The following is a 23115-nucleotide window of genomic DNA, read 5'->3' as shown; positions in this document are numbered from 1 at the left end:
CGGCGTCGCCCGGATGGGTGTTCGGGCGGATGGGTGCGGCGTCCCTCCGAGCACGCCGGAAGGCGGGGGAAGGGCACACCCTTGACTCTAATAGTGCCCGGCCGGTCACACCCGCTCCCATGCGGCCGCGAGTTCGTCGCGGGTGTCGGACAGGAGTTGCGGGAGGGTCTTGGTGCGGCCGATGATGGGCATGAAGTTCGCGTCGCCGCCCCAGCGGGGCACGATGTGCTGGTGGAGGTGCCCGGCGATCCCGGCTCCGGCGACCTGGCCCTGGTTCATGCCGATGTTGAAGCCGTGCGCGCCCATCGCGGAGCGGAGCACGGTCATGGCCTTCTGGGTGAGGGCGCCCATCTCGGCGACCTCGGCGGCGTCGAGGTCGGTGTAGTCGGGGACGTGCCGGAACGGAACGACCATGAGGTGCCCGGAGTTGTAGGGGTACTTGTTGAGCACGACGTACATGTCGGCCCCGCGTACGACGATGTTCCCGTCCTCGTCGGCGAGCTTGGGGATCTCGCAGAAGGGGCAGCCCTCCACGTCGGCGTCGTCGCCGGTCGGCTTGCCCTCGCCTTGGATATACGACATGCGGTGGGGGGTCCACAACCGCTCATACCCGTCGGCGACCCCGACGCCCTCGCGTTCGTCCACGCCCCGATCCTAGGCCACCGCGCCGCGGGCGCGTTACCGGAAAGAACCGGGAGTAGGTGGTACCATAGGTGCTATGCAGAAGACTACGCTGTATCTTCCCGAAACACTCGGACCTGAGATCGAGGCGGTGGCCCGCTCCCTCGGTGTCTCCAAGGCCGAGTACATGAGGCAGACCCTGGAGCGCGCAGTGCGCGAGGATCTCAAGAACCGGAAACCCCGCCGCCGTCGGTCTTACACCCTCCTTCCCAGCGGACAGCGCCGAGCGATGACGCTGGAGGAGATGGATGACGCGATCTACGAAAGCATCAAACGTCGGGTGTCGAAGCGATGATCATCGTCGCGGACACCTCCGCACTGGTAGCGTCCATCGATCCCAATGACTCGCACTTCGAGGCAACCGCCGAGATCCTCCAGTCCGAGATGCTGTACATCTCCCCGCTGGTCATGACCGAGCTTGATCATCTGCTCCGCAGGGACTTCGGGCACGACTTGTCCGTCAAGGTCTCCAGGGACCTTATTCGGGATTTCTTGGAGGGGACGCACCAACTCGCCCAGATAACTCCCGAGGATTTCGTTGTGGCCGATGAAGTGCGGAGCAAATACGCGAGTCTGCGCCTCGACCTCGCCGACACCATCGGGGTCGCGCTCGCTGCCAAGTACCGCACGAACCGAATTTTCACGCTCGATCAGAGCGACTTCCGCGCGGTGAAGCCGTTGACTCCCGCGTTCGATCACTTCGAGATCCTGCCGTTCGATCTCGCCTGAACCGATCGAACGCCGTTGGGGGCGGACCAGCGTCGCTGGTCCGCCCCCATCGGCGTCTCGCTTGTCCTAGGCCGCTTCGGTCGCGGCTGAGGGGCCTTCGTTGACCCTCGATTGGACGAAGTCGAGGACGTGGGCCAGGGCCTCGTCTGCGGCTACGCCGTTGCGTTGGGAGCCGTCCCTGTAGCGGAAGGAGACCGTGCCGGCGTTCTGGTCGTCGTCTCCGGCGATCACCATGAAGGGGATCTTCTGGAGCTGGGCGTTGCGGACCTTCTTCTGCATGCGGTCGTCGGAGTGGTCGACTTCGGCGCGGATCCCCGCGTCGCGCAGGCGGCCGAAGAAGGACTCCAGGTAGTCGGCGTTCTCGTCGCGGACCGGGATGCCCACGGCCTGCACCGGGGCGAGCCAGGCCGGGAAGGCGCCCGCGTAGTGCTCGGTGAGCACGCCGAAGAAGCGCTCGATCGAACCGAACAGGGCCCGGTGGATCATGACCGGCTGCTTGCGGGTGCCGTCGGCGGCCGAGTACTCCAGACCGAAGCGGGCGGGCTGGTTGAAGTCGAGCTGGATGGTCGACATCTGCCAGGTGCGGCCGATCGCGTCCTTGGCCTGGACGGAGATCTTCGGGCCGTAGAAGGCCGCGCCGCCCGGGTCGGGCACCAGGTCGAGCCCGGAGGCCTCGGCGACCTCGCGCAGGGTCGCGGTCGCGGTGGCCCACTGCTCGTCGTCGCCGATGAACTTGTCGGAGTCGCCCTTGGTCGACAGCTCCAGGTAGAAGTCGTTGAGCCCGTAGTCGCGCAGTAGCTGGAGCACGAACTCCAGGAGGCTCTTGATCTCGCCGGGCGCCTGCTCCTGGGTGCAGTAGATGTGCGCGTCGTCCTGGGTCATGCCGCGGACGCGGGTCAGGCCGTGGACCACGCCGGACTTCTCGTACCGGTACACCGACCCGAACTCAGACAGGCGCAGCGGCAGCTCGCGGTAGGAGCGCCCCCTCGACTGGAAGATCAGGTTGTGCATCGGGCAGTTCATGGCCTTGAGGTAGTAGTTCGCGCCCTCGAACTCCATGGGCGGGAACATGCCGTCGCCGTAGTGCGGCAGGTGCCCCGAGGTGTGGAACAGGTTCTCCTTGGAGATGTGCGGGGTGTTGACCAGCTCGTATCCGGCCCGCTTCTGGCGCTCGCGCAGGTAGGACTCCATCTCGTACCGGATGATCCCGCCCTTGGGGTGGAACACCGCGAGCCCGGAGCCGAGCTCGTCGGGGAACGAGAACAGGTCGAGCGCCGCCCCGAGCTTGCGATGGTCGCGCTTCTCGGCCTCGGCCAGGCGCGCGAGGTAGTCCTTCTGTTCCGCGACGGTGGGCCAGGCGGTGCCGTAGATGCGCTGGAGCTGCGGGTTCTTCTCCGAGCCCATCCAGTACGCGGCGGCCGAGCGCATGAGCTTGACCGCGCCGATGAGCTTGGTGGAAGGCAGGTGCGGGCCGCGGCACAGGTCGCCCCAGACCTTCTGGCCGGTGCGGTCGTGGTTGTCGTAGGCGGTGAGCTCGCCGCCGCCGACCTCCATGATCTCGTCGGCGTCGGTGCCCTCGCCCTTGGTCTCGATGAGTTCGAGCTTGTACGGCTCGTTCGCGAGCTCGGCACGGGCCTCGTCGAGCGAGGCGTACTTGCGGCGGTGGAAGGTCTGCCCCTGCTTGATGATCTGGAGCATGCGCTTCTCGACGGCCTTGAGGTCGTCGGGGTTGAACGGCTCGGCCACGTCGAAGTCGTAGTAGAACCCGTCGGTGATCGGCGGGCCGATCCCGAGCTTGGCCTCGTGGAGCTCCTGGACGGCCTGGGCCATGACGTGCGCGGCCGAGTGGCGCATCACGTTGAGCCCGTCAGGGCTGTTCAGCGGCACCGGTTCGACCTTCGCGTCGGACTCGGGGGCCCACGACAGGTCGCGCAACTGCCCTTCGGCGTCGCGCACGACCACGATCGCGTTCGGTCCGCTGACGGGCAGGCCGGCTTCGGCCACCGCGTCGGCACCGGTAGTGCCAGCCGTCACCCAGAGGGGTTCGACGACGCCTGGACTGTTGTTCGGTGCTGCGGAAGCCACGGTTCTCCTCATTCGCGTGAGCCGGCCGATGCCGGTGCTTGAACGTTCGGGTCAATGGTAGTCGCCGCCGCGCCGCCCGATCGAGCCCATTAGCGAGGGTGAGGCGTGCGCCGGGGCCGGATCGGCGGCTACCGTCGGGGCCGGAGGTGAGCGGACATGAGCGACGAGTGCTGCAACTGCTGCAACGACGAGGCGTGCAAGTGCGGCGGGCAGGACTGCTGCCACGGCTGCTGCGAGAAGTAGACGCGCCCGCCGCGATGCGGCGGGCGTGTCTCGGCGGTTCTTCGTAAAACGGACATTCGCAGGCGCCCCCGAATCAACGATGCCCGAGGGGTACGACAGCGCCCTCGGGAAGCGACCCGGTCGGTCCTGTGACGACGGTCCGATCACGACCTTCGCTCGCTATTTGGCGGTCAGGACGATCTTGCCGACGTGGCCTCCGGCCGCCATGAGGCGGTGGGCCTCGGCCGCTTCGGCGAGTGGGAGGCGCGTGGTGACGACCGGGGCGATCTCGCCGGTGTCGAGGGCGGGCCACACGCGTGTGAAGAGGTCGGCGATGATCTGGCGGCGCTGGTCGAGCGGGCGGGCCCGCAGCGTGGTGCCGGTGATGGTGGCGCGCTTGGCGAGCAGGCCGCCGAGGTGGATCTGCGCGGCGGTCCCCTGCTGGAGGCCGATGATCGCCAATCGCCCGTCCTGGGCCAGGGCCTTGAGGTTCGGCTCGAAGTAGGCGGCCCCGATGACGTCGAGGATCGCGTCCGCCCCGCCCGCCTCCATCGCGAGCGCGGCGAAGTCCTCGGAGCGGTAGTCGATCACGCGGTCGGCGCCGAGGCCTTCGAGCCGCTTCGCGGCCTCGGAGCGTGCCGTGGTCCAGGTCTCGGCTCCGGCGAGCTTGCTGGCGAACTGGATCGCGAAGGTGCCGATGCCGCCGGCGCCGCCGTGGACGAGCACGCGGCGCTTGCGGTCTGAGTCCTCACTGAGGAGGTAGCCGAGGTTGGAGTGGACGGTGGCGGCGACTTCGGGGAGCCCGGCGGCATCGACCAGGTCGACGTTCTCGGGCTTGGGGAGCACGAGTCCGGCGTCCACGGCGACGTACTGGGCGTAGCCGCCGCCGGGCAGGAGCGCGCAGACCTCGGCGTTCAGGAGGGCGGCGTTGTCGTCCGAGCCGACGTTGACGATGGTGCCGGAGACCTCCAGGCCGGGCCAGGCTGGCGCTCCGGGCGGGCTGGGGTAGTGGCCGGCGACTTGGAGGAGGTCGGCGCGGTTGACGCCGGCCGCGGCGACCTCGATGAGGACTTCATCGGGGCCGGGCGAGGGTTCGGGCACCTGGGCGGCGGTGAGGTTGCCGTCGGCGACGGTCATGGCGAGCATCCCCGCATATTAGGACTGTCGCCGGAGGCCGAAGCGACATACCCGTCGGTAAGTCACATCCAGACGATGATGGATATTCAGTTTCGTTGCGCCGCAACGGATCAGGGTTGCTCGCTCGAATGCCCGGGGAAGAGCTTCGCGTCGGGGTCGATGGCCACGGCGGCGTTGTTGACCGCGGTGGCGGCCTCGCCGAAGCCGGTCGCGATGAGGCGGACCTTGCCCGGGTAGGTGGCGATGTCGCCCGCGGCGTAGATCCGCAGGAGGTTCGTGGCCAGTGTGGAGTCGACGGCGATGCAGCGGTGGTCGAGGTCGAGTCCCCACTCCCCCAAGGGCCCGAGGTCGGCGGTGAACCCGAGCGCGGCCACGATGGCGTCGGCCGGGAGCAGGCGCGGCCCTTCGTCTTTCACCGCGAGCTGCACGCCGGTCACGCGCTCGGTGCCGTGAATGGCGGTGACCTGCGCGTTGACGAGGATCGGGACGCCGAGGCCACGCACGCGATCCACCGTGGAGGCGTGGGCGCGGAACTTCTCGCGGCGGTGCACGATCACGGTGCTGCGGGCGATGCCGTGCAGGGCCAGCGCCCAGTCGAACGCGGAGTCGCCGCCGCCGACGATCACCACGTCCTGGCCCGCGTGGGCGGCGAGCTCGGGGACGAAGTAGACGATGCCCGCGCCGTGGAAGTCCGCTGCGGCCGGGAGCGGGCGGGGCGCGAAGCTGCCGAGACCGCCGGTGATGATCACGGCCTTGGCGCGCAGGCGCCTCGCGTCCTCGGGGCCCGCGGTCGAGACCAGTTCGAGGACCGGTTCGCCGTCCTCGTAGTCGAGGCGGCGGGCCTGGCGGCCGAGCAGGTAGTCCGGAGAGAAGGGCGCGGCCTGGCGCAGGAGGTTGTCGACCAGGTCGCGGCCCTTGATGGAGGGGAACCCGGCCACGTCGAGGATCTGCTTCTCGGGGTACATGGCCGTGATCTGGCCGCCCGCTTCGGGAAGCGCGTCGATCACGGCGGTGGAGAGGCCACGGAAGCCCGCGTAGTAGGCGGCGAAGAGGCCGGTCGGTCCGGCGCCGACGATCGCGAGGTCCACTGTGAGGTCGTGCAAGGGCGGTCACCGACTCGGTTGCGCGTGCTGGTGGTCACATCGTAGCGATCCGGAGGGTCCGATGGGGGCTTCGCGGACGGCGTTCGCGGCCGCGGGGGCGCTGGGCTGGCTACCATCGCGGCATGACTGATCTCAGCGCACCGGTCCGTCTCCACGACGGCGTGAGCATGCCCCGCATCGGCTACGGGACCTACAAGGTGGGCGACGACGAGGCCCAGGAGGCGGTCGAGGCCGCGCTCGCCACCGGGTACCGGCTGCTCGACACCGCCGAGATGTACGGGAACGAGGTCGGGGTGGGCCGCGCGGTCGCCGCCTCGGGCGTCCCGCGCGAGGAGGTCTTCCTGACCACGAAGCTGTGGAACGACCACCACGGCGCGGACGCGGCGCGGGCCGCGCTCGAAACGTCTCTGGAGCGCCTCGGTACCGACTACCTCGACCTGTATCTGATCCATTGGCCCTCACCGAAGCAGGACCTGTACGTCGAGACGTTCGCGGCCCTGCTCAAGGCCAAGGAAGAAGGGCTCATCCGCTCCGCGGGCGTCTCGAACTTCCTGCCCGAGCACCTCGAGCGCGTCCACGAGGGCACCGGCGAGTGGCCCACGGTGAACCAGGTCGAGCTCCACCCGTACTTCAACCAGGCCGGCCTGCGCGCCTGGCAGTCCGAGCGCGCCATCGCGACCGAGTCCTGGGGCCCGCTGGGCCAGCGCACCGGCTCGGTCCTCGACGAACGAGCGGTGACGGCGGCGGCCCAGGCCCACGGCAAGAGCCCCGGCCAGGTCGTGATCCGCTGGCACCTCCAGAACGGCTGCATCGTGATCCCCAAGTCCGCCAAGGCCAGCCGCATCGCCGAGAACTTCGACATCCTCGACTTCGCCCTCACCGACGCGGAGATGACCGCGATCGACGGCCTGGAGACCGGGAAGCGCCAGGGCATCGACCCAGGCGGCACCGAACGCTGACAAGGAAAAGGGGCGGACGACTTTCGTCCGCCCCTTTTCAGTCGAGGGTCACGCCCGCGGCGAGGCGGCGCAGTTCGGTCACGTGGCCTTCGAAGGCCTTGCGGCCGGTGTCGGTGAGGGCGGCCCAGGTGCGGGTGCGGCCGTCCAGCGGGGATTTCCTGACGGTGAGGTAGCCGGCGTCTTCGAGCGCTTTGATCTGCTTGCTGAGCACCGAGTCGCTGACGCCGAGGGCGTCGCGCAGGGACGCGAACTCGACTTCGGACGCGGCGGCGAGCATCGAGCAGATCCGCAGCCGGTTGGGCGCGTGGATGAGTTCGTCGAAGGCCGCGCCTTCGAAGGCGCTCATGCCGACTCGCGCAGATCGGCCCGCAGGAGCGCGTCGAAGCGGCGGCCCCAGACGACGGTGAGCACGGCGACCACAACGCCAGCCACAGTGGAGGGCCACCAGAGGTCGAGACCGAGCCCCACGACCGCGCCGGTGCCGACGATGGCCACGCCGACCACGGTGGCGACCATGACGCTCCGGCGGGAGCGGGGGCCGCCTTCGTAGCCGCCGACCCACACGCCGGTGAGGCGCCGGTAGGCGGTGGCCAGGAGGTAGATCCCGATCCCGAACAACGCCACCGCGCCCCACACGATCGCGAGGCCGGCCCCGCTTCCGGCGACGGCGCTGAGGCCGCCTACCAGGATCCCGAGGATCGGGTGGTACCACCAGGGGGTGACGAGCCGGTCGGCCACTTCGGAACGGGACTGCTCGACGGCGGCGAGCGCGGCGCGGGCCTCTTCGGGGTTCATGTGAGTTTCCATGACGGAAAGTCTAGCGAGCGACTTTCCATCTTGTCAAGTCAAGACTTTCCGAGATGGAAAGTTTCTTCGGCCTCAGAAGGTCGCGAGCCATTCGTAGACCTCGGGGTCGTCGCGGTATTCGTAGCGTTCGCCGTTCGCGGTGATGTTGCCGAAGGGGGTGAACTCGATGAGGATCTCGTCGGCGTCGTCGGGGACGGTGAAGACCGCTTCGATGCGGTTCCAGCCGTCTTCGAGGGTGTCGGACCAGTGCACGGGGGCGGTGCCGTCGACGGTGAGGGCCTTCTCCTGGTTGAGGTTCCAGGTGAACTCCTCGATGGTCCCGCACCAGTAGGTGGTCACCGTCATGTGGACGCTGCCGTCGGGGGCCCAGCCGAGGTCGGGGTTCCAGGTGCTCAGTTCGGCGATGGCCCATTCGTAGTGGCAGCGCAGCCAGGTCTTGGAGGTCGCGCTGGCGATGTCGAACTTGTCGATGACGTAGCCGGGCAGGGGCTCGGAGTAGGTCGCGATGTCGTCGTACATGGGCGCGAGCGGTTCGATCCGCTCGCCGGTGCGCAGGTCGAGGCCTTGGGCGCGGCCCTGGTCCTCGACCCAGAGCACCGCGTCATCGGCCTGGGGCGCGGTGACCGCGAGGTAGTCGCCGCCTCCGGGCAGGGAGTCGAGTTCGAGCTTCTCCTCGCCCACGGTGATCCAGGTGGTGACGTGGCCGGGGGCGTACTCGGCTTCGATGGCGGGCGTGATCGCCATCTGGGTGACGATCAGTTCGACACCGGCCGCGATCACCGGGAGGTCGGCCAGGTTCTCGGCGGAGGCGGCGATGTCCTCGGGGACTTCGCGCAGTTCGAAGCGGCACAGGACCGAGAGGCCGAAGTGGGGCCCGGCGAGGTCGGCGCGGTCTTCCATCACCCAGGAGTCGTCGCCATTGGCGCACCACAGGTCGGTGCTGTGGCCGGTGAAGAGCTCGTAGGCGCCGGTCTTCTCAGTGAAGGGGATGTAGGCGCAGGCCGAGGCGGTCAGGGCGAGGAACGCGAGGGGCAGGGCGGCGCGGATGGGGTTCTTGAGTTTTAGGGGCACCGCGTGACGATATCGGACCGCGGCAGCGACGAATACAAGGGACGGTCGGGTTCAGCCGATGCCGTGGCGGACGGCCCACAGGGCCGCCTGGGTCCGGTCGGCGGCGTCGATGCGGCGCAGGAGGTTCGTGACGTGGGTCTTGACGGTCTTCTCCGAGACGCCGAGGGCGCGGGCGATCTGGCGGTTGGTCTGCCCTTTCGCGATGAGGCCGAGGACTTGGCTCTCGCGGGGCGTGAGGGAGGGGGCCGAAGGGGCCGCACCGCCGCTGAGGAGGCCCCGCATCGCGACCGGGGCGAGGAGCATCTGCCCTGAGTGGACGGTGCGGATGGCTCCGGCGAGCGCGTCGGGGTCGATGTCCTTGTACACGAACCCGGCCGCTCCGGCGGCGATGGCGGTCGGGACGCGGTCGGCGTCGGTGGCCGAGGTGAGGACCAGGACGCGCGGCGCGTCGTCGCCGAGGCGGTCGAGGACCCCTTGGCCGTCGAGGCCGGGCATCTTGAGGTCGAGGAGGACCACGTCGGGGCGCAGTTCGGCGATCAGCTCGAGCGCTTCCTCGCCGTCGCCCGCCTCGCCCGCGACGGTGAGGTCGGGTTCGAGTTCGAGGTAGCCGCGCAGGCCCCGGCGGACCACCGGGTGGTCGTCGACGAGCAGCAGGCGGATCGGGTCAGTCACGTTGGGCCTCTTCGGTGTCGGGGCGGTCGAGTCGGAGCGTGACCTGGGTGCCCTCGCCGGGGGCCGTGGCCAGGTCGAGGTCGCCGCCGAGGGCTTTGGCGCGTTCGCGCATGGAGAGCAGGCCCAGGCCCCTCGTGGCGGCCTCGTCGGCGTCGAAGCCGGTGCCGTCGTCGGCGATCACGATGGCCTCGGAGGACACGGTGACGCTCACGTGGCGGGCTCTGGCGTGGCGGAACGCGTTCCCGAGGGCTTCCTGGACGAGCCGCAGGACCTCCACTTCGCCGTCGCGGGAGAGGTCCACCGGGGAGGCGATCTCGATGGTCACCTCGGTGTCGTGGAGGCGGTCGAGGAGGATCACGTGGCGGCGGAGGGTCTCGACCAGGCCGTGCGCGTCGAGGTCGGCGGGCCGCAGTTCGACGATCACGCCGCGCAGTTCGGCGATGGCGTCGGCCGCGAGGGTCTCGACCTCTTCGAGGCGCTCGGCGGCGGCGGCCGGGTCGATCGCGACGAGCTTGCGGGCCGCGCGGGCCGAGAGGCGCAGCGAGAAGAGCCGCTGCATGACCGCGTCGTGGAGCTCGCGGGCGAGCCGGTTGCGCTCCTCGACCACGGTGAGTTCGCGGCTGCGCTCGTAGAGGCGCGCGTTGGTGATCGCGATGGCCGCGTGCGAGGCGAGCAGCGCGATGAGGTCGGTGTCGGACTCGTCGAACCCGGGTCTGCCGAGGTCGTTGGTGAGGACCACGATGCCGAGGATGCGGTCGCCGTCGAGGATCGGGACGCCCAGGAGCGCGGCCATCGTGGGGTGGGCCTTGGGCCACCAGCGGAAGCGCGGGTCGCGGCGCAGGTCGTCGAGGCGGATCGGCTCGGACTCGGACAGGATCGCGGCGAGCATGCCGTGCTGGCGCGGCAGCGGGCCGATCTTGAGGCGCTGCTCCTCGCCAATGCCGTCGGTGATGAACTCGGCGAAGCCGCCCTCGTCGTCGGGGATGCCGATCGCGGCGTAGTCGGCGCCGACCAGGCGGCGGGCCGAGGACACGATCACTTCGAGGACCTGGTGGACGCTCAGGTGCCGGGTGATCGCGCCGACGGCGGCCGACACCTCGTGCAGCAGCGAGGCGGGGTCAGAATGGGTGGCGGTCACGCTGCCAATCTAGTCGGTTCCATCGGGCGCGGGCCTCGGTCGCTGGTCCTAGGACCAGCGGACCGGGACGAACCGCGACCTCAGCCCGATGTGCGGGGGTCGCCGCGGCCATAGCGTGAGGCCCATGAGCACTCACGAAATCCGAACCGCCGTCGTCACCGGAGCCTCAGCGGGCCTTGGCGAAGCACTCGCCGAGCGACTCGCCGCCGAAGGCTGGAACCTCGTCCTCACCGCCCGCGGCGAGGAGCGCCTGGCCGCCGTCGCGGCCCGGCTCGGCGCGAAGCACCTGGCCGGGAACGTGGCCGACCCCGCGCACCGCGAACGGCTCCTCGCCCTCGCCGGGCCGATCGACCTGCTGGTCAACAACGCGTCCTCGCTCGGGGAGGTGCCGCTGCCGCTCCTGGCCGACAACGACCTGCGGGCCTGGCCCGACGTGTTCGACGTCAACGTGCGGGCCCCGATCGCCTTGGCGCAGTTGGCGCTCCCCGATCTGCGCGAGAGGGGCGGCGCGATCGTGAACATCTCCTCCGACGCGGCCACCGGCCCTTACCCGACCTGGGGCGTCTACGGGGCGACCAAGGCCGCGCTCGACCAGCTCTCGAACGTGCTGGGCGCCGAGGAGCCCGACGTCGCGGTGTGGGCGATCGACCCCGGCGAGATGGCCACCGGGATGCTCACCGACGCGATCGGCGAGGAGGACGCCGCGCAGGCCGACCCGCCCGCCGTGGCGGCCGAACGCATCGTCCGCGCCATCGGGTTCCGTTGGCGCGCCGACGAGAACGACGCACCCCCGAGCGGCCGCTACGCCGCCGCCGATTTCGAGAAGATCGAGGCCCACGAATGAGCACCACATTGACCTCCCCGTTCGCATTCGCGCTCGACGCCGCCTTGGAGGCCGACCGGCCCGCCGAGGCCCGCGGGGGCTCCCGCGCCGACGTACGGCTCCTGGTGACCGACAAGGCGACCGGGGCGATCTCGCACCACCGCTTCGGCGACTTCCCGGCGCTCGTGCGCCCCGGGGACCTCCTCGTGGTCAACAACTCGACCACCCTCCCGGCCTCGGTGCCGACCCGACAGGGCCTGCGGGTCCACTTCTCCTCGACCAGGCCCGACGGGTCGTGGCTGGTGGAGCTGCGCGACAGGGGCAAGCCGTTCGCGGGCGAGCCGCTCGGGCGGGTCGTGGACCTGCCCGGGCGCGTGACCCTGCGGCTGGAGCGGCGCTTCGGCAAGCGGCTGTGGGTGACCCGGCCGCAGATCCCTTCGGTGCCGGACTACCTTCTCAGGCACGGCAAGCCGATCCGGTACTCGTATGTGGACCGGGACTGGCCGATCTCGGCGTACCAGACCGCGTTCGCGACGGTCCCGGGCTCGGCCGAGATGCCGAGCGCGGCCCGGCCGTTCACGCCCGAGATCGTCACCGCGTTGGTCTCCGAGGGCGTGGGCGTGGCCCCGATCACGCTGCACACGGGCGTGGCGTCGCTGGAGAGCGACGAGGACCCGTACCCGGAATGGTTCGAGGTCGGCGACTACACCGCGAGGGCGGTCAACGCGACCAAGGCGGCGGGCGGGCGCGTGATCGCGGTGGGGACCACGGCCGTGCGGGCGCTGGAGAGCGCCGTGTTCGACGGCGAGGTCCGCGCGGCCTCGGGCCACACCGACCGGATCATCTCCCCCGCGACCCCGGCGGAGATCGTCGACGGCCTGCTCACCGGCTTCCACGAGCCGCGCTCGACGCACCTGTCGATGCTGGAGGCGCTGTGCGACACCGACCTGCTGCGGGAGTCCTACGAAGCCGCGATCGAGGGCAGGTACCTGTGGCACGAGTTCGGCGACGTGCACCTCATCGCGTAAGGAGTGAGGGTGAGGCGTGAGGAAGGACGCGCGAGCGGCGGCCCCGGGATTCGGGGCCGCCGCTCGCGCGTTCGGGCGGTGACGTCGCGGCCAACCGGACTGCGGGGGCCCGCCGAGCGCGAACGACCGGACCGCCACCGCGCTCGTCGATGCCGCGATCCGGCTCGCCCGCCCACCACCGCGCGCACGTTCGGGGGCGCGGCCGGTCCGCCACCGCGCTCGGTGGCGTCGCGGCCCGGCTCACCCGCCCGACGCTGCTGCGCGGCGTCGGACCGGTCGTGACGAGGTCGCCGCGGCCGACCGAACCGCGGGCCCGCCGCCAGCGGCGCAGTAGCATCGGGGCGGCGGTCGGTCCCGATCGCCTTGACTAGCGAGAGGGGTCCGTGATGGCCTTCGACGCCCAGAGGCCTGCGGACCGGCACAGGAAGCGGCGTTTCGCGATTCCCGACACGCCCGGCGTGGCGATCGTGACCGCGGCGTTGACGCTGGCCCTCGCCGTCGTCCTGTTCATCACGGCGCTCCCCGGCGAGGAGCGGGTCCTGTACTACGAGGGCGAGCGGGTCAACCCGTCGTCGTTGTGCGAGACCACGAACTCGCAGGGCGAGACCGTGCTCGGGGTGTGCGCCGAGCTCGGGGAGTTCACCACGCAGTCCACCGGGTGGAGCGTCGTCCCCCTGGTCATCGCGATCGTGCTCGCGGGCCTCGCGGCCGTCGTCGTGGCGGGCGTCCCGAAGCAGCTGCGGGAACGCCGCGCCGACGAGGCCGCGAAGCTCGCGAGGATGACCGACGAGGACTTCAAGATCTAGTCGACGTAGATGTCCGGCTGGAAGTCCGTCTGACCCTCCACGACCGCGTACTTCGCCAGGTCGGTGACCCCTTCGGCTTCGAGCAGGTCCTCGACCAGGACCGCGTTGCCGGTGTAGTCGGCCGGGGCCTTCGACAGGAGCGCCAGCGCCGCGTCGGAGACGATCTCGGGTTTGCGGCTGCGGTCGAGCATGGGCTGCCCGCCGAGGGCGAACTCGACGGCGGCGGTGGCGATGGTGGTCTTGGGCCACAGGCAGTTCGCTGCCACGCCGGGCTCGGTCTGGGCGATGCCGAGGGTCATGATCGTCATGCCGTACTTGGTGGCGGTGTAGGGGCCGCCGGAGAACCAGCGCGGGTCGGTGTTGAGCGGCGGGCTGAGGGTGAGCACGTGGGCGTGGTCGGAGCCGCGCAGGTACGGGAGGGCGGCGCTGATCGCGGCGAAGGTGCCGCGGAGGTTGACGCCTGCGATGAGGTCGAACTTCTTGAGGCTGAGCTCGCCGATGCCGCTGATGTCGAGCGCGGAGGCGTTGTTGACCAGGATGTCGAGGCCGCCGAACGCGGCCGCGGCGGTGTCGACGGCCTCACCGATCGCGTCGGCGTCGCGGAGGTCGCCCACGATGGGGAGCGCGTGGCCGCCCGCGGCCTCGACGGCTTTGGCGGTGTCGTAGAGGGTGCCGGAGAGTTTGGGGTGGGGCTCGCCGGTCTTGGCGAACAGGGCGACCTTCATGCCCGCGCCGCCGAGGGCGGTGGCGATGGCCGCGCCGATGCCGCGGCTGGCGCCGGTGACGAACGCGGCCCGGCCTTTGAGGGGGTGGTCGCTGGTGTTGACGGCTGGCTCCATTGCTCTGCCTCCATGTGGTCGGTGACCCCAGATACTACTAGTGAGTAACTTCGGTGGGAAGAGGAGACGCGCCGACCGAACCTGAGCGTTCGCTGGGAGCGGGTCCGGAACTCGCGTGGAAATGATCGTCGACCCTTCCAGCGGCACAAACGGTGAAATAGGCTGGCCGGGCAATCGATCGCCGACCGCGGGCAACCAAACGGCGACGGCACGAGTACTGAGGAGCGGTGGATGACTTCGACCAGCGGGCCAGCCGGGGCCGTGCCGCCTGCGGTGCCGCTCCGGGGCGACGGGTCCCCGGCGCGTCTCCTCGTCGTCGACGACGAGGAGAGCCTGGCAGACCTGCTGGTCGAAGCCCTCTCCTTCCAGGGGTACGCGGTGACGGCGGCGCGAAACGGCACCGAGGCGCTGGCCGCGGTGGAGTCCGAGCGTCCCGACCTGGTGATCCTCGACGTGAACATGCCGGGCCTGGACGGGTTCGCCGTGGCCGACCGGATGCGGGCCGCAGGTGACACGACTCCGATCATCTTCCTGACCGCCCGCACGGCCCCTGACGACCTGCGCGAGGGCTACGGTTCGGGCGGCGACGACTACCTGATGAAGCCGTTCCGGCTCGAAGAGCTGTCGCTGCGGGTCTCGGCGGTGCTGCGGCGCACGCTCGACCGCGACGCGGCGGCCCCGCGGGGCGCCGACACGGTGGCCGTGGCCGACCTCGTGCTCGACCTCGCCGCGCACCAGGTGGCGCGCGGGGGCAAGACCATCGACCTGTCCCCCACCGAGTTCCGGCTGCTGCGCTACCTTGCCTCGAACGCCGGGCGGGTGGTCTCCAAGTCCGAGCTGCTCAAGCAGGTGTGGGGCTACGACTTCGAGACCGAGTCGAGCCTGGCCGAGACCTACGTGTTCTACCTGCGGCGCAAGCTCGACAAGCTCGGTCCGCGGCTCATCCACACCGTGCGGGGCGTCGGCTACATGCTGCGTCCCCCGCAGGAGTAGGCCGTGGCAATACGCGAGAAGATCGCCTGGGCGATGGCGGGTCTGCTCATCCTGGCGGTCGCGGTGATCGGGTTCGTCACGGTGCAGATCGTCTCAGACAAGCTCACCGACCAGGTCGACGAGGAGCTGCGGGTCGTCACCCGCACCGACAACCTCAACCGCTGGTACTCGCAGGTGCAGCTCGCCGAGCAGGCGGGCCAGCAGCAGCCGCAGTTCGCCTCGCCGTACGCGCTGCTGCTGTTCGCCGAGGACGGCACGATCGAGGCGAGCCAGCACGCAGGCACGGCGTCGAGCCCGCAGTCGCTGCCGGACATCACCAGCCCGCCCGAGTCGGGGCAGTACCTCACCGTCGATTCGGCGGACGACTCGGTGACCTACCGGGCGTACGCGAAGCAGTTCCACTTCGACGACGGCCAGACCCGCACGTTCGTGGTGGCGACCCCGCTGACCGAGGTGCAGGCCTCGACCGCGACGCTGACGCGGACCGTGGTCATCACCGGGGTCGTGGTGGCCTCGATCGGGATCCTGGCCGCGTGGCTCATCACCAGGCGCGGCCTGCGCGTGGTCGACCACATGGTCGCCGACGCCGAGACCGTCGCGAGCGGGAACCTCGACCACCGCATCACCGCGGCCGATCCGCGCACCGAGATGGGGCGGCTCTCCTCGGCGCTCAACGGGATGGTCACCCGCCTGACCGACGCGATCGCGCAGCGCGACCGCCAGCACGAGCGCCTGCGGCAGTTCGTGGCCGACGCCGGGCACGAGTTGCGCACCCCGCTCACCGCGATCGGCGGCTACGTGCAGCTCTACCAGAACGGGGCCGCCGCGCAGGGTGAGAAGCTCGACCGCGCGATGGACCGGATCGGCTCGGAGAACGCCAGGCTCGCCAAGCTCGTGGACGACCTCATGGTGCTCTCGCGCCTCGACGAGGAGGTCGGCGGCGACCGCGAGCTGGTCGAGCTCAACCGCCTCGCGCACGACGCGGTCGACGACGCCGAAGTGGCTGACCCGGGCCACCCGGTGACACTGGAGACCCGCGGACCGGTCACCGTGGTGGCCAACGAGGGCCAGCTGCGGCAAGTGCTGGTGAACCTGTTGACGAATGCCAGGGTGCACACCCCGACCGGAACCGCGATCGACGTCTCGGTCGCCGCCGAAGGGGACTGGGCCGTCCTGCGGGTGGCCGACCACGGGCCGGGCGTCCCGGCCGAGCACCGCCAGCGGATCTTCGATCGGTTCTACCGGGCCGACCCGTCGCGATCGCGCGCCACCGGGGGCTCGGGGCTCGGGCTGTCGATCGTGTCCTCGATCGTGGCCGCGCACGGCGGCACGATCGAACTCGTCGACGCCGAGACGCAGGGCACCGTGATCGAAGTGCGGCTGCCGGTGGCGCACCTCGAATGAGGCGGCGAAGCCTTCATGCCCGGAGCCGATCGCTCCCCCACCGCCCCTCGACGGCGCGGGACAGGAGCCGACGGTGCCCTAGACCCAGCCGCGCCTGACCGCCAGCGAGCCCAGGTGGAACCGGTTCGCCGCGCCCAGGCGCGCCATCAGGTCGGCCACGTGGCGGCGGAAGGTCCGCACCGAGACGCCCATCGCGCGCGCCGCTGCCTCGTCCTTGCCGTGGCGGGTGAGCAGTTCGAGCACCTCGCGTTCGACGGCGCTCGGGCCGTCAGGGCCGGACACCAGGTCCGCGGCGGTGCTCCACGCGAGTTCGAAGTGGTCGACCAGACCGGCCACGATGCCCGGCTGGCTGATCATGAACGCCCCCGCGCTCGAATCGGCCGGGTCGATCCGCACGAAGGCCACCGCGCGGTCGTAGATGAGCATGTCACGCAACTCGACCCCGGAGACCCGGTGCCGGTCCCCGGCCTCGTGCAGCCGCCGGGCCCGGGCCGCGTACGGCGCCGAGTCGAGGATCGAACGGTGCACGAGCGTGCGGTAGACCGTGTCCGAACGCAGCCGGGTCAGCGTGTGCTCGGTGAGCTCGGGCCGGTCCTTGAACTCCTCGGGGCCGTGCATCGCCAACACCTCGCGGGCCGCGGCACTGACCTCCAGGACGCGCCGCTGCGTGGCCTCGGCCCCGTCGATCCGCTCCACCAGCCCGACCGGCGCGGGCCCGCGCTGCTCGGCGAGCAGGCCCGGCAGCACCGTCCCGGCCACCGCGATCTCGCGCAGCTCGGCCCCGACCTCGGCCAGCCGCCTTGACATCAGGCGGTCCAAGGCAAGACCCGGGTCCACCGGCTGGCAGCGGCCCTCGGCGTCGACATGCAGAATGCCTTGGGCCGCAAGGCGTTCCACGTTCGCGGTGACGTCGTGCCCGAGTTCGTGACCGGCCGCGTCCGCAGTCGTTCCGGGGGCGCGCAGGAAGCACCGCCAGACCTGCTCGTCACTCGCGGAGAGACCGAAACCTTGAAGCGTCACGAGCGGAGAGTGTAGTCCGCGCTGGCAGGAACCTGCACGGCGCGAACAGCTTCCTGCCAGCGCCGACACGGGCGACCGGGCCGCCAGCGCGCCTAGTGTGGACTCGGCTCACCTTGGGCCGCTTCCCCTCTGAACGGAGATTCCCATGTCTCGTCCACGCGTGCTCGTCTCGGGAGCCGGCATCGCCGGGACCGCCCTCGCCTATTGGCTCCACCAGGGCGGGTTCGCGCCGGTCGTGGTCGAGCGGGCCGCTGAACTGCGGCCCGGCGGCTACAAGATCGACGTGCGGGGCGCGGCGCTCCAGGTGGTCGAGCGCATGGGGCTGCTCGATGCGGTGCGGGAGGCGCGCACCGACATCCGCGACGCGTACATCGTGAACGCGAAGGGCCGCCGGTTCGCCGCACTGGACGCGGACGCGTTCGGCGGCCGGGTCCACGGCGACGCCGAGCTGCACCGCGGCGCGCTCGCGGCGCTCCTGTACGAGCGCAGCGAGGCGAAGTACCGGTTCGGGGACTCGATCGCGGCGTTGGACGAGACCGGCGAGGGCGTCGAGGTTCGGTTCGAGAGCGGGGGTACCGAGCGGTTCGAGTTCGTGATCGGTGCGGACGGATTGCATTCGCGAACACGCGCGCTCGCCTTCGGGCCGGAGGCGGAGTTCGTGCGCGACCTCGGGTACGGCGTGGCCTCGTACTCGGTCCCGAACGAGTTGGGGCTCGACCGCTGCGAGATGACCTATGTCGGGCCCGGTCGCACGGCGCTGGTCTACCACACTGCCGGAAGCGAGCACGCGACCGCGCTGTTCCTTTGGGCCGCAGCCGAACTGGAGGTTCCTCGCGAGCGGGACGCTCGGCTCGCGGTGCTTCGGGAGGCGTATGCGGGCGAGGCCTGGGAGGTGCCGCGGCTGCTCGCGGCGGCTGAGGAGAGTCCCGATTTCTATCTGGACACGTTGAGCCAGGTGCGGATGCCGCGGTGGTCGAAGGGGCGGGTCGCGCTGGTCGGCGACGCCGCGCATTGCGCTTCGGCCACTTCAGGTCAGGGCACGAGCCTCGCTCTCGTGGGCGCTTACGTGCTCGCCGGGGAGCTCGCCCGGGCTGCTGAACCGCAGGAGGGCTTGGCGGCTTATGAGCGGATCATGCGGCCTTTCGCCGAGACGAACCAGGCGCTGGGGCCGCGGAACGTCAAGAGCATGGTCATGCGCGGGCGGGCCCAGATCGCCTTCGCCACGGGATTCCTCGCGGTGGCCTCGCGCCTGCCGGGAAAGGACCGCCTGATGGCACCGGTGGTCAATGCCGTTCATGCGGCGGCGACCGCGATTGATCTTCCCGACTACGGCTTCTAGGGCCAATGCGGTTGGTTGAGGCCGGGTCGCTTCGGCTCGGTGTTCAGGCTGTCAGCGACGGAGAGCTGGGCCTTTGGTGCGGGCCGTTTTCGGGGCCGGGCCGGTTTGGGTTGGGGTTCGGGCGGCGGCGATGAGGAGGTGGGTGGTTGGTGCGGGCCGTTTTCGGGGCTCGGTTGGTGTGGCTTGAGGTTCGGGCGGCGGCGATGGCGAGGTGAGTGGTTGGTGTGGGCCGTTTCGAGGCTCGCCTGATGTGGCTCGGGGTTTGGGCGGCGGCGACAGCGGTGGTGGCCGGTTGGCCGAGTGTTGCCGCAGCGGTCTCTGTTGCCGGAGTGGCACTGGCCGTCTCGGTCGGGCGGTGTGCGGCGGCCGGTTGGCTCGTGTGGGTCGATCGGTGGAGGTTCGCGCCGGACACGGTCGAGGTCGCAGCCTGAGCCGCAGTCACGGTCGGCATCATGGTCATGCTGGTAGTCGTCATCGCCCGTTCGCCTCCTTCCGCTCGCTCGCGCTCCGCCCCCGGCCCCTCGGCCGGTGGCTTCCGATCCTTCGCCTTGCGTCTCTCGGCCCGCTGACTCTCGCCGCCGGGCTTCCTGCCTTCTGGAGGCACGCCACATCGGGTGGTGTCCCTGCCAGTGTTCTGGACACCCCACACCAAGGCGTGTGTGTCGCTCATGAAGTCGCGTTGCAGTGGACTGGTCCTGCATGCCCAACCAGGGAGCACTCCTCGTCGGACCCGACCCTGCGCCGCAAACTTCATGCGTTGTGCGCCAGCGTGTTCGATTGCTGGTGTGGAGACTGCGCTCTATAGGCCTACCCCGCCCGGCCATTGCCGGACCTTGGATGTGCCGTCGCCTCCGCGACACCAGAGCATCGCGTGGCCTCCACGGTGTGCCTCGATCAGGACACTGCCTCCTGGCCAAGGTGATCCGGACCAGAAGATCTCCCACCGCGTCGCGCTTCTCCCGAAGAGGACGATGGTGAAACCCGATAGCACGAAGAACTGAGACCAGTCGACTCCCACCTTGAGAGCAATCTCGGACTTGTCGAGAGGGCGAGTGGGCCAGAGGCTTGTCTTAGTCTGCTTGCACCCGACTACGTCACCCGTACGAAATCCATATCCCTGTGCGTATACCAATCATCCCACGCACAGCCCCTACCGTCATCACCCACACGATGACAAACCATTCACGTTCCGCGCAGAACCCCCAGCGCCGCAAAGGAAACCAACCAACCCCAGCCCACCACCCGCCATCGCCGCCGCCTTTGACCTTCCCCCACAACGAACCCGGCAACGACCAACCAAACTCAAACCACAGCTGAGCTCAGGGACTTCGGAATCACCAGCGGAGTCCCAGTCTCAGGATCATCAATGATGCGGCAGGGCAGGTCGAAGACCTTGCCCACCACATCGGCGGTCACAATCTCGGACGGCGGGCCCTCGGCCACCACGTCGCCGTCCCTCATCGCGATGAGGTGCGTGGCGTAGCGGGCAGCCTGGTTGAGGTCGTGGAGCACCGCCACCAAGGTGCGGCCCTCGCGGTGGAGCTTCGCGCACAGGTCGAGGACCTCGATCTGGTGCGTGATGTCGAGGTAGGTGGTGGGCTCGTCGAGCAGCAGCAGCGGCGTCTGCTGTGCCAGGACCATTGCGATCCACACCCTTTGCCTCTGGCCGCCGGACAGCTCGTCCACGCCGCGCTCGGCGAGGTCGGTGATGTCGGTGGCGGCCATGGCCTCCGCGACGACTCGCTCATCGTCGGCCGACCACTGCCGCAGCAGCCCCTGGTGGGGGTAGCGGCCGCGGGCGACCAGGTCGGCCACCGTGATCCCGTCGGGTGCGATCGGCGACTGCGGGAGCAGGCCGAGGCGGCGGGCCACGGCCCGAGTGGGCTGGGAGTGGATGTCGCGGCCGTCGAGCAGGACCTGCCCGGCGGTGGGCTTGAGCATCCGCGCCAGCGCCTTGAGCAGCGTGGACTTGCCGCATGCGTTGGGGCCCAGGATGACCGTGAACTCCCCTTCGGGGATGTCAACGGTCAGGCCCTCGGAGATGGCGACGCGGCCGTAGCCGATCGTGGCGTCCTCTGCGGACAGCGGGCTGACGGTCACGACATGACCCCCTTCTTGCGGTGAGCGATGAGCAGCCAGACGAGGTACGCGCCGCCGACCACTCCCGTGACGACCCCGGTCGGCAGCTGTCGGCCCCCGACCCCGGCCACGGCGATCATGTCGGCGGCGGTCACGATGAGCGCGCCCACCAGCGCCGAGCACAGGAAGCTGCGGGCCGAACCGGTGAGGCGGGCGGCGATGTGCGGGGCCGCGAGGGCCACGAACGCGAGCGGCCCGGCCACGGCGACAGCCCCGGCGGTGAGCACCGAGGCGGTGACCAGGGCGATCACCCGGGTGGAGCCGATGCGGACCCCGAGGCCGGTCGCGGTGGCCTCGCCGAGGCGCAGCGCGTCCATGCTCCTGGAGAGCACGATGACGACCACGGAGCCGACCCCGAGCACGATCGCCACGGAGGCGGCCTGGCTCCAGTCGCGGCCGGAGAGGTCGCCGGTGAGCCAGTAGACGGCCCGGAACGCGTCGATGATCGTGGTGCGGGTCAGCAGGTAGCCGTTGATCCCGGCCAGGATCGCGGCCGTGCCGATCCCCACGAGGACGAGACGGTAGCCGGACGGGTCGCCGCCGCGGGTCAGGGCCCAGATGAACAGGCCGGTGGCGAGCGCGCCGATGGCCGCGAACACGGTGGTGACCTGGAGGCTCGAACTGGTCAGGACGATCGCCACGAGCGCGCCGGAGGTCGCGCCCTGGGTCAGGCCGAGGATGTCGGGGCTGCCGAGCGCGTTGCGGGTGAGGTTCTGGAACAGGGCCCCGGCCAGGCCCATGCACGCGCCCACAGCGAGGCCGGTGGCGATGCGCGGCAGGCGCAGCGTCCACACGATGAACTCGTCGCCCTTGGTGCCGGTGCCGGTGACGGCGGCCCAGACCCGTTCGATGCCCAGCGCGGTCGAGCCGGTCGCGGCCGACCACAGCGCCACGGCCACGAGCACGGCGAAGGCGCCGAGGACGGCCAGCGCGGTGCGGTAGCGCACCCGGATCGAGATCGAGCCGAGGCGCAGGACCGCGGCGCGTCCGGCGCCGCCGGGGGCGCGGAACGGGGTTGTCACGGCGCTCACAGGCGGGCCACCTTCCTGCGGCTGACGAGGTAGAGGAAGAACGGGCCGCCCGCGACGGCGCAGACGATGCCGACCTGGATCTCACCGGGGCGGCCGACGACGCGGCCGAGCACGTCGGCGGCGAGGAGGAACGCGGCCCCGGTGAGCGCCGAGTACGGCAGGACCCAGTTCTGGTCGGGGCCGGTGAAGAACCTGACCACGTGCGGGACGACCAGGCCCACGAACACGATCGGGCCGCACACGGCGGTCGCGGTCCCGGCCAGGACGGTGATGGTCGCGATCCCGGCCACGCGGAGCACGCGCGGGTCGACGCCGAGGCCGGTCGCGGTGGCGTCGCCGAGGGCGAGCGCGTTGAGCGGCCGGGCCAGCGAGAACCCGGCGAGCGCGGCGACGCCGATGAGGAGCACCACCGGGAGCATCGGGGCCACGTGGGCGTTGACGAGGGAGCCGACCGACCAGAACCGCATCTGGTCGAGGGTGGCGGCGTCCATGAGCTGGATGGCCGAGACGTACGCGAATCCGGCGGCGGTGACCGCCGCGCCCGCCAGCGCGAGGCGCGCGGGGGTCGCGGTGGCGGCTCCGGCGATGAGGTAGACGGCGACCGAGGCGACCGCGGCGCCGAAGAACGCGAAGGCGATGGTCTGGGTGAATCCGAAGGAGCCCAGGAAGAACGAGGCGGTGACGACGGCGGCCGCGGCGCCGGTGTTGACGCCGAGGAGGCCGGGGTCGGCCAGGGGGTTGCGGGTCATGGCCTGCATGAGTGCCCCGGCGAGGCCGAGGGCGGCTCCGGCGGCGAGGCCGAGGACGGTGCGCGGCAGGCGCAGTTCGGTGACCACGGGGTAGGCGCTGGAGTTCGCGTCGGACAGGCCCGCCCAGACTTCGCCGAGGTCCATCGCGCGGGAGCCGACGGCGACGCTGAGGATCGCGAGGGCGGCCACGAGCAGGCCGAGGACCAGGAGTCCGGCGCTGAGGCGGGCGGCGCTGCCGCGGCGCCTGGGCCGGGCGGGCGAGTCCTCTTCGGAGTCGGGCTCGGGGTCCGGCGCGTCGGGCGTGTCCCGGCGTGGGGCGCGTTGGACGGTTGACAAGTGC

23 protein-coding genes are annotated in these 23115 nt (G+C 70.5%); 9 read left to right on the top strand and 14 right to left on the bottom strand.

All coding sequences use genetic code 11. From position 1 onward, the window contains the following. Positions 1-105 precede the first annotated feature (105 nt). A complete protein-coding gene (locus AB0B28_RS00675; protein ID WP_360114160.1) occupies positions 106-645 on the bottom strand; it encodes an HIT domain-containing protein in 540 nt (179 codons plus the stop codon). Between the two features lie 73 nt (positions 646-718). Between AB0B28_RS00675 and AB0B28_RS00670 the strand changes: the two genes are divergently transcribed. Then, positions 719-976, top strand: a complete 258-nt coding sequence (locus AB0B28_RS00670; protein WP_360114157.1) for a CopG family transcriptional regulator — start codon at positions 719-721, stop codon at positions 974-976. After that, positions 973-1410 (top strand): PIN domain-containing protein, encoded by a 438-nt coding sequence (locus AB0B28_RS00665; protein WP_360114154.1) that lies wholly within the window; start codon positions 973-975, stop codon positions 1408-1410. Before AB0B28_RS00670 ends, AB0B28_RS00665 begins: the two co-directional genes overlap by 4 nt. Positions 1411-1476: 66 nt before the next feature. Here AB0B28_RS00665 and thrS read toward each other — a convergent pair whose 3' ends face one another. From thrS to AB0B28_RS00650, 3 genes are all read right to left on the bottom strand, one after another. Then, positions 1477-3507: a threonine--tRNA ligase gene (gene thrS, locus AB0B28_RS00660; protein ID WP_360114151.1), complete on the bottom strand. Its 2031-nt coding sequence runs from the start codon at positions 3505-3507 to the stop codon at positions 1477-1479. Positions 3508-3897: 390 nt separating this feature from the next. Continuing rightward, a complete protein-coding gene (locus tag AB0B28_RS00655; RefSeq protein WP_360114148.1) occupies positions 3898-4863 on the bottom strand; it encodes an NAD(P)H-quinone oxidoreductase in 966 nt (321 codons plus the stop codon). 101 nt (positions 4864-4964) lie between these two features. Then, the gene (locus AB0B28_RS00650; RefSeq protein ID WP_360114145.1) at positions 4965-5957 is read right to left on the bottom strand and encodes an NAD(P)/FAD-dependent oxidoreductase; all 993 of its coding nucleotides are present in this window, start codon (positions 5955-5957) and stop codon (positions 4965-4967) included. Positions 5958-6079: 122 nt separating this feature from the next. On the opposite strand from AB0B28_RS00650, the gene AB0B28_RS00645 reads away from it, so the two are divergent. Beyond that, positions 6080-6916 carry an aldo/keto reductase gene (locus tag AB0B28_RS00645; RefSeq protein ID WP_360114142.1) on the top strand — a complete coding sequence of 279 codons (837 nt, stop codon included), beginning with the start codon at positions 6080-6082 and terminating at the stop codon, positions 6914-6916. Positions 6917-6953: 37 nt separating this feature from the next. Here the strand turns inward: AB0B28_RS00645 and AB0B28_RS00640 are convergent, their stop codons facing one another. The 5 genes from AB0B28_RS00640 to AB0B28_RS00620 all read right to left on the bottom strand — a co-directional run bounded on the left by AB0B28_RS00640 (position 6954) and on the right by AB0B28_RS00620 (position 10604). Continuing rightward, complete coding sequence (locus AB0B28_RS00640) at positions 6954-7262, bottom strand: transcriptional regulator (protein WP_360114139.1); 309 nt, start codon at positions 7260-7262, stop codon at positions 6954-6956. Then, positions 7259-7723, bottom strand: a complete 465-nt coding sequence (locus AB0B28_RS00635; RefSeq protein ID WP_360114136.1) for a hypothetical protein — start codon at positions 7721-7723, stop codon at positions 7259-7261. Before AB0B28_RS00635 ends, AB0B28_RS00640 begins: the two co-directional genes overlap by 4 nt. Before the next feature lie 72 nt (positions 7724-7795). After that, positions 7796-8794: a hypothetical protein gene (locus AB0B28_RS00630; RefSeq protein ID WP_360114133.1), complete on the bottom strand. Its 999-nt coding sequence runs from the start codon at positions 8792-8794 to the stop codon at positions 7796-7798. A 51-nt stretch (positions 8795-8845) separates the two neighbouring features. Next, positions 8846-9466, bottom strand: coding sequence for a response regulator transcription factor (locus tag AB0B28_RS00625; RefSeq protein WP_360114131.1), 621 nt, complete (start codon positions 9464-9466; stop codon positions 8846-8848). Then, on the bottom strand, positions 9459-10604 hold the full coding sequence (locus AB0B28_RS00620; protein ID WP_360114128.1) for a GAF domain-containing sensor histidine kinase: 1146 nt from the start codon (positions 10602-10604) through the stop codon (positions 9459-9461). Before AB0B28_RS00620 ends, AB0B28_RS00625 begins: the two co-directional genes overlap by 8 nt. Positions 10605-10728: 124 nt before the next feature. On the opposite strand from AB0B28_RS00620, the gene AB0B28_RS00615 reads away from it, so the two are divergent. The 3 genes from AB0B28_RS00615 (at position 10729) to AB0B28_RS00605 (ending at position 13261) form a co-directional block, all read left to right on the top strand. Continuing rightward, positions 10729-11448: an SDR family NAD(P)-dependent oxidoreductase gene (locus AB0B28_RS00615; protein ID WP_360114125.1), complete on the top strand. Its 720-nt coding sequence runs from the start codon at positions 10729-10731 to the stop codon at positions 11446-11448. After that, a complete protein-coding gene (locus AB0B28_RS00610; protein ID WP_360114122.1) occupies positions 11445-12455 on the top strand; it encodes an S-adenosylmethionine:tRNA ribosyltransferase-isomerase in 1011 nt (336 codons plus the stop codon). Before AB0B28_RS00615 ends, AB0B28_RS00610 begins: the two co-directional genes overlap by 4 nt. A gap of 386 nt (positions 12456-12841) precedes the next feature. Then, positions 12842-13261, top strand: a complete 420-nt coding sequence (locus AB0B28_RS00605) for a hypothetical protein (RefSeq protein ID WP_360114119.1) — start codon at positions 12842-12844, stop codon at positions 13259-13261. Here the strand turns inward: AB0B28_RS00605 and AB0B28_RS00600 are convergent. Next, entirely contained in the window at positions 13258-14100 is an 843-nt protein-coding gene (locus AB0B28_RS00600) for an SDR family oxidoreductase (RefSeq protein WP_360114116.1), read from the bottom strand. The two genes, AB0B28_RS00605 and AB0B28_RS00600, sit on opposite strands and share 4 nt — an antisense overlap. A 231-nt stretch (positions 14101-14331) precedes the next feature. On the opposite strand from AB0B28_RS00600, the gene AB0B28_RS00595 reads away from it, so the two are divergent. Next, positions 14332-15093, top strand: a complete 762-nt coding sequence (locus AB0B28_RS00595; protein ID WP_360114113.1) for a response regulator transcription factor — start codon at positions 14332-14334, stop codon at positions 15091-15093. 3 nt (positions 15094-15096) lie between these two features. Beyond that, the gene (locus tag AB0B28_RS00590) at positions 15097-16497 is read left to right on the top strand and encodes a HAMP domain-containing sensor histidine kinase (protein WP_360114110.1); all 1401 of its coding nucleotides are present in this window, start codon (positions 15097-15099) and stop codon (positions 16495-16497) included. Positions 16498-16575: 78 nt separating this feature from the next. Here AB0B28_RS00590 and AB0B28_RS00585 read toward each other — a convergent pair whose 3' ends face one another. After that, positions 16576-17517 carry a helix-turn-helix transcriptional regulator gene (locus AB0B28_RS00585; protein WP_360114107.1) on the bottom strand — a complete coding sequence of 314 codons (942 nt, stop codon included), beginning with the start codon at positions 17515-17517 and terminating at the stop codon, positions 16576-16578. A 145-nt stretch (positions 17518-17662) separates the two neighbouring features. Between AB0B28_RS00585 and AB0B28_RS00580 the strand changes: the two genes are divergently transcribed. Then, positions 17663-18856 carry an FAD-dependent monooxygenase gene (locus AB0B28_RS00580; RefSeq protein ID WP_360114104.1) on the top strand — a complete coding sequence of 398 codons (1194 nt, stop codon included), beginning with the start codon at positions 17663-17665 and terminating at the stop codon, positions 18854-18856. A gap of 1302 nt (positions 18857-20158) precedes the next feature. Here the strand turns inward: AB0B28_RS00580 and AB0B28_RS00575 are convergent. From AB0B28_RS00575 to AB0B28_RS00565, 3 genes are read right to left on the bottom strand one after another with little or no spacing between them, the layout of a single operon-like run. After that, complete coding sequence (locus tag AB0B28_RS00575) at positions 20159-20956, bottom strand: ABC transporter ATP-binding protein (protein ID WP_360114101.1); 798 nt, start codon at positions 20954-20956, stop codon at positions 20159-20161. Beyond that, entirely contained in the window at positions 20953-22026 is a 1074-nt protein-coding gene (locus AB0B28_RS00570; protein ID WP_360114099.1) for an iron chelate uptake ABC transporter family permease subunit, read from the bottom strand. The genes AB0B28_RS00575 and AB0B28_RS00570 overlap by 4 nt, the downstream gene beginning before the upstream one ends. Next, positions 22023-23111 (bottom strand): iron ABC transporter permease, encoded by a 1089-nt coding sequence (locus AB0B28_RS00565; protein WP_360114096.1) that lies wholly within the window; start codon positions 23109-23111, stop codon positions 22023-22025. The genes AB0B28_RS00570 and AB0B28_RS00565 overlap by 4 nt, the downstream gene beginning before the upstream one ends. Between the last annotated feature and the right edge of the window lie 4 nt (positions 23112-23115).

Source organism: Glycomyces sp. NPDC046736 (assembly GCF_040645615.1).
Lineage (GTDB): Bacteria > Actinomycetota > Actinomycetes > Mycobacteriales > Micromonosporaceae > Glycomyces.
Note: the sequence above shows the minus strand (reverse complement) of the source record. Positions and strands in the feature narration are given on the sequence as shown.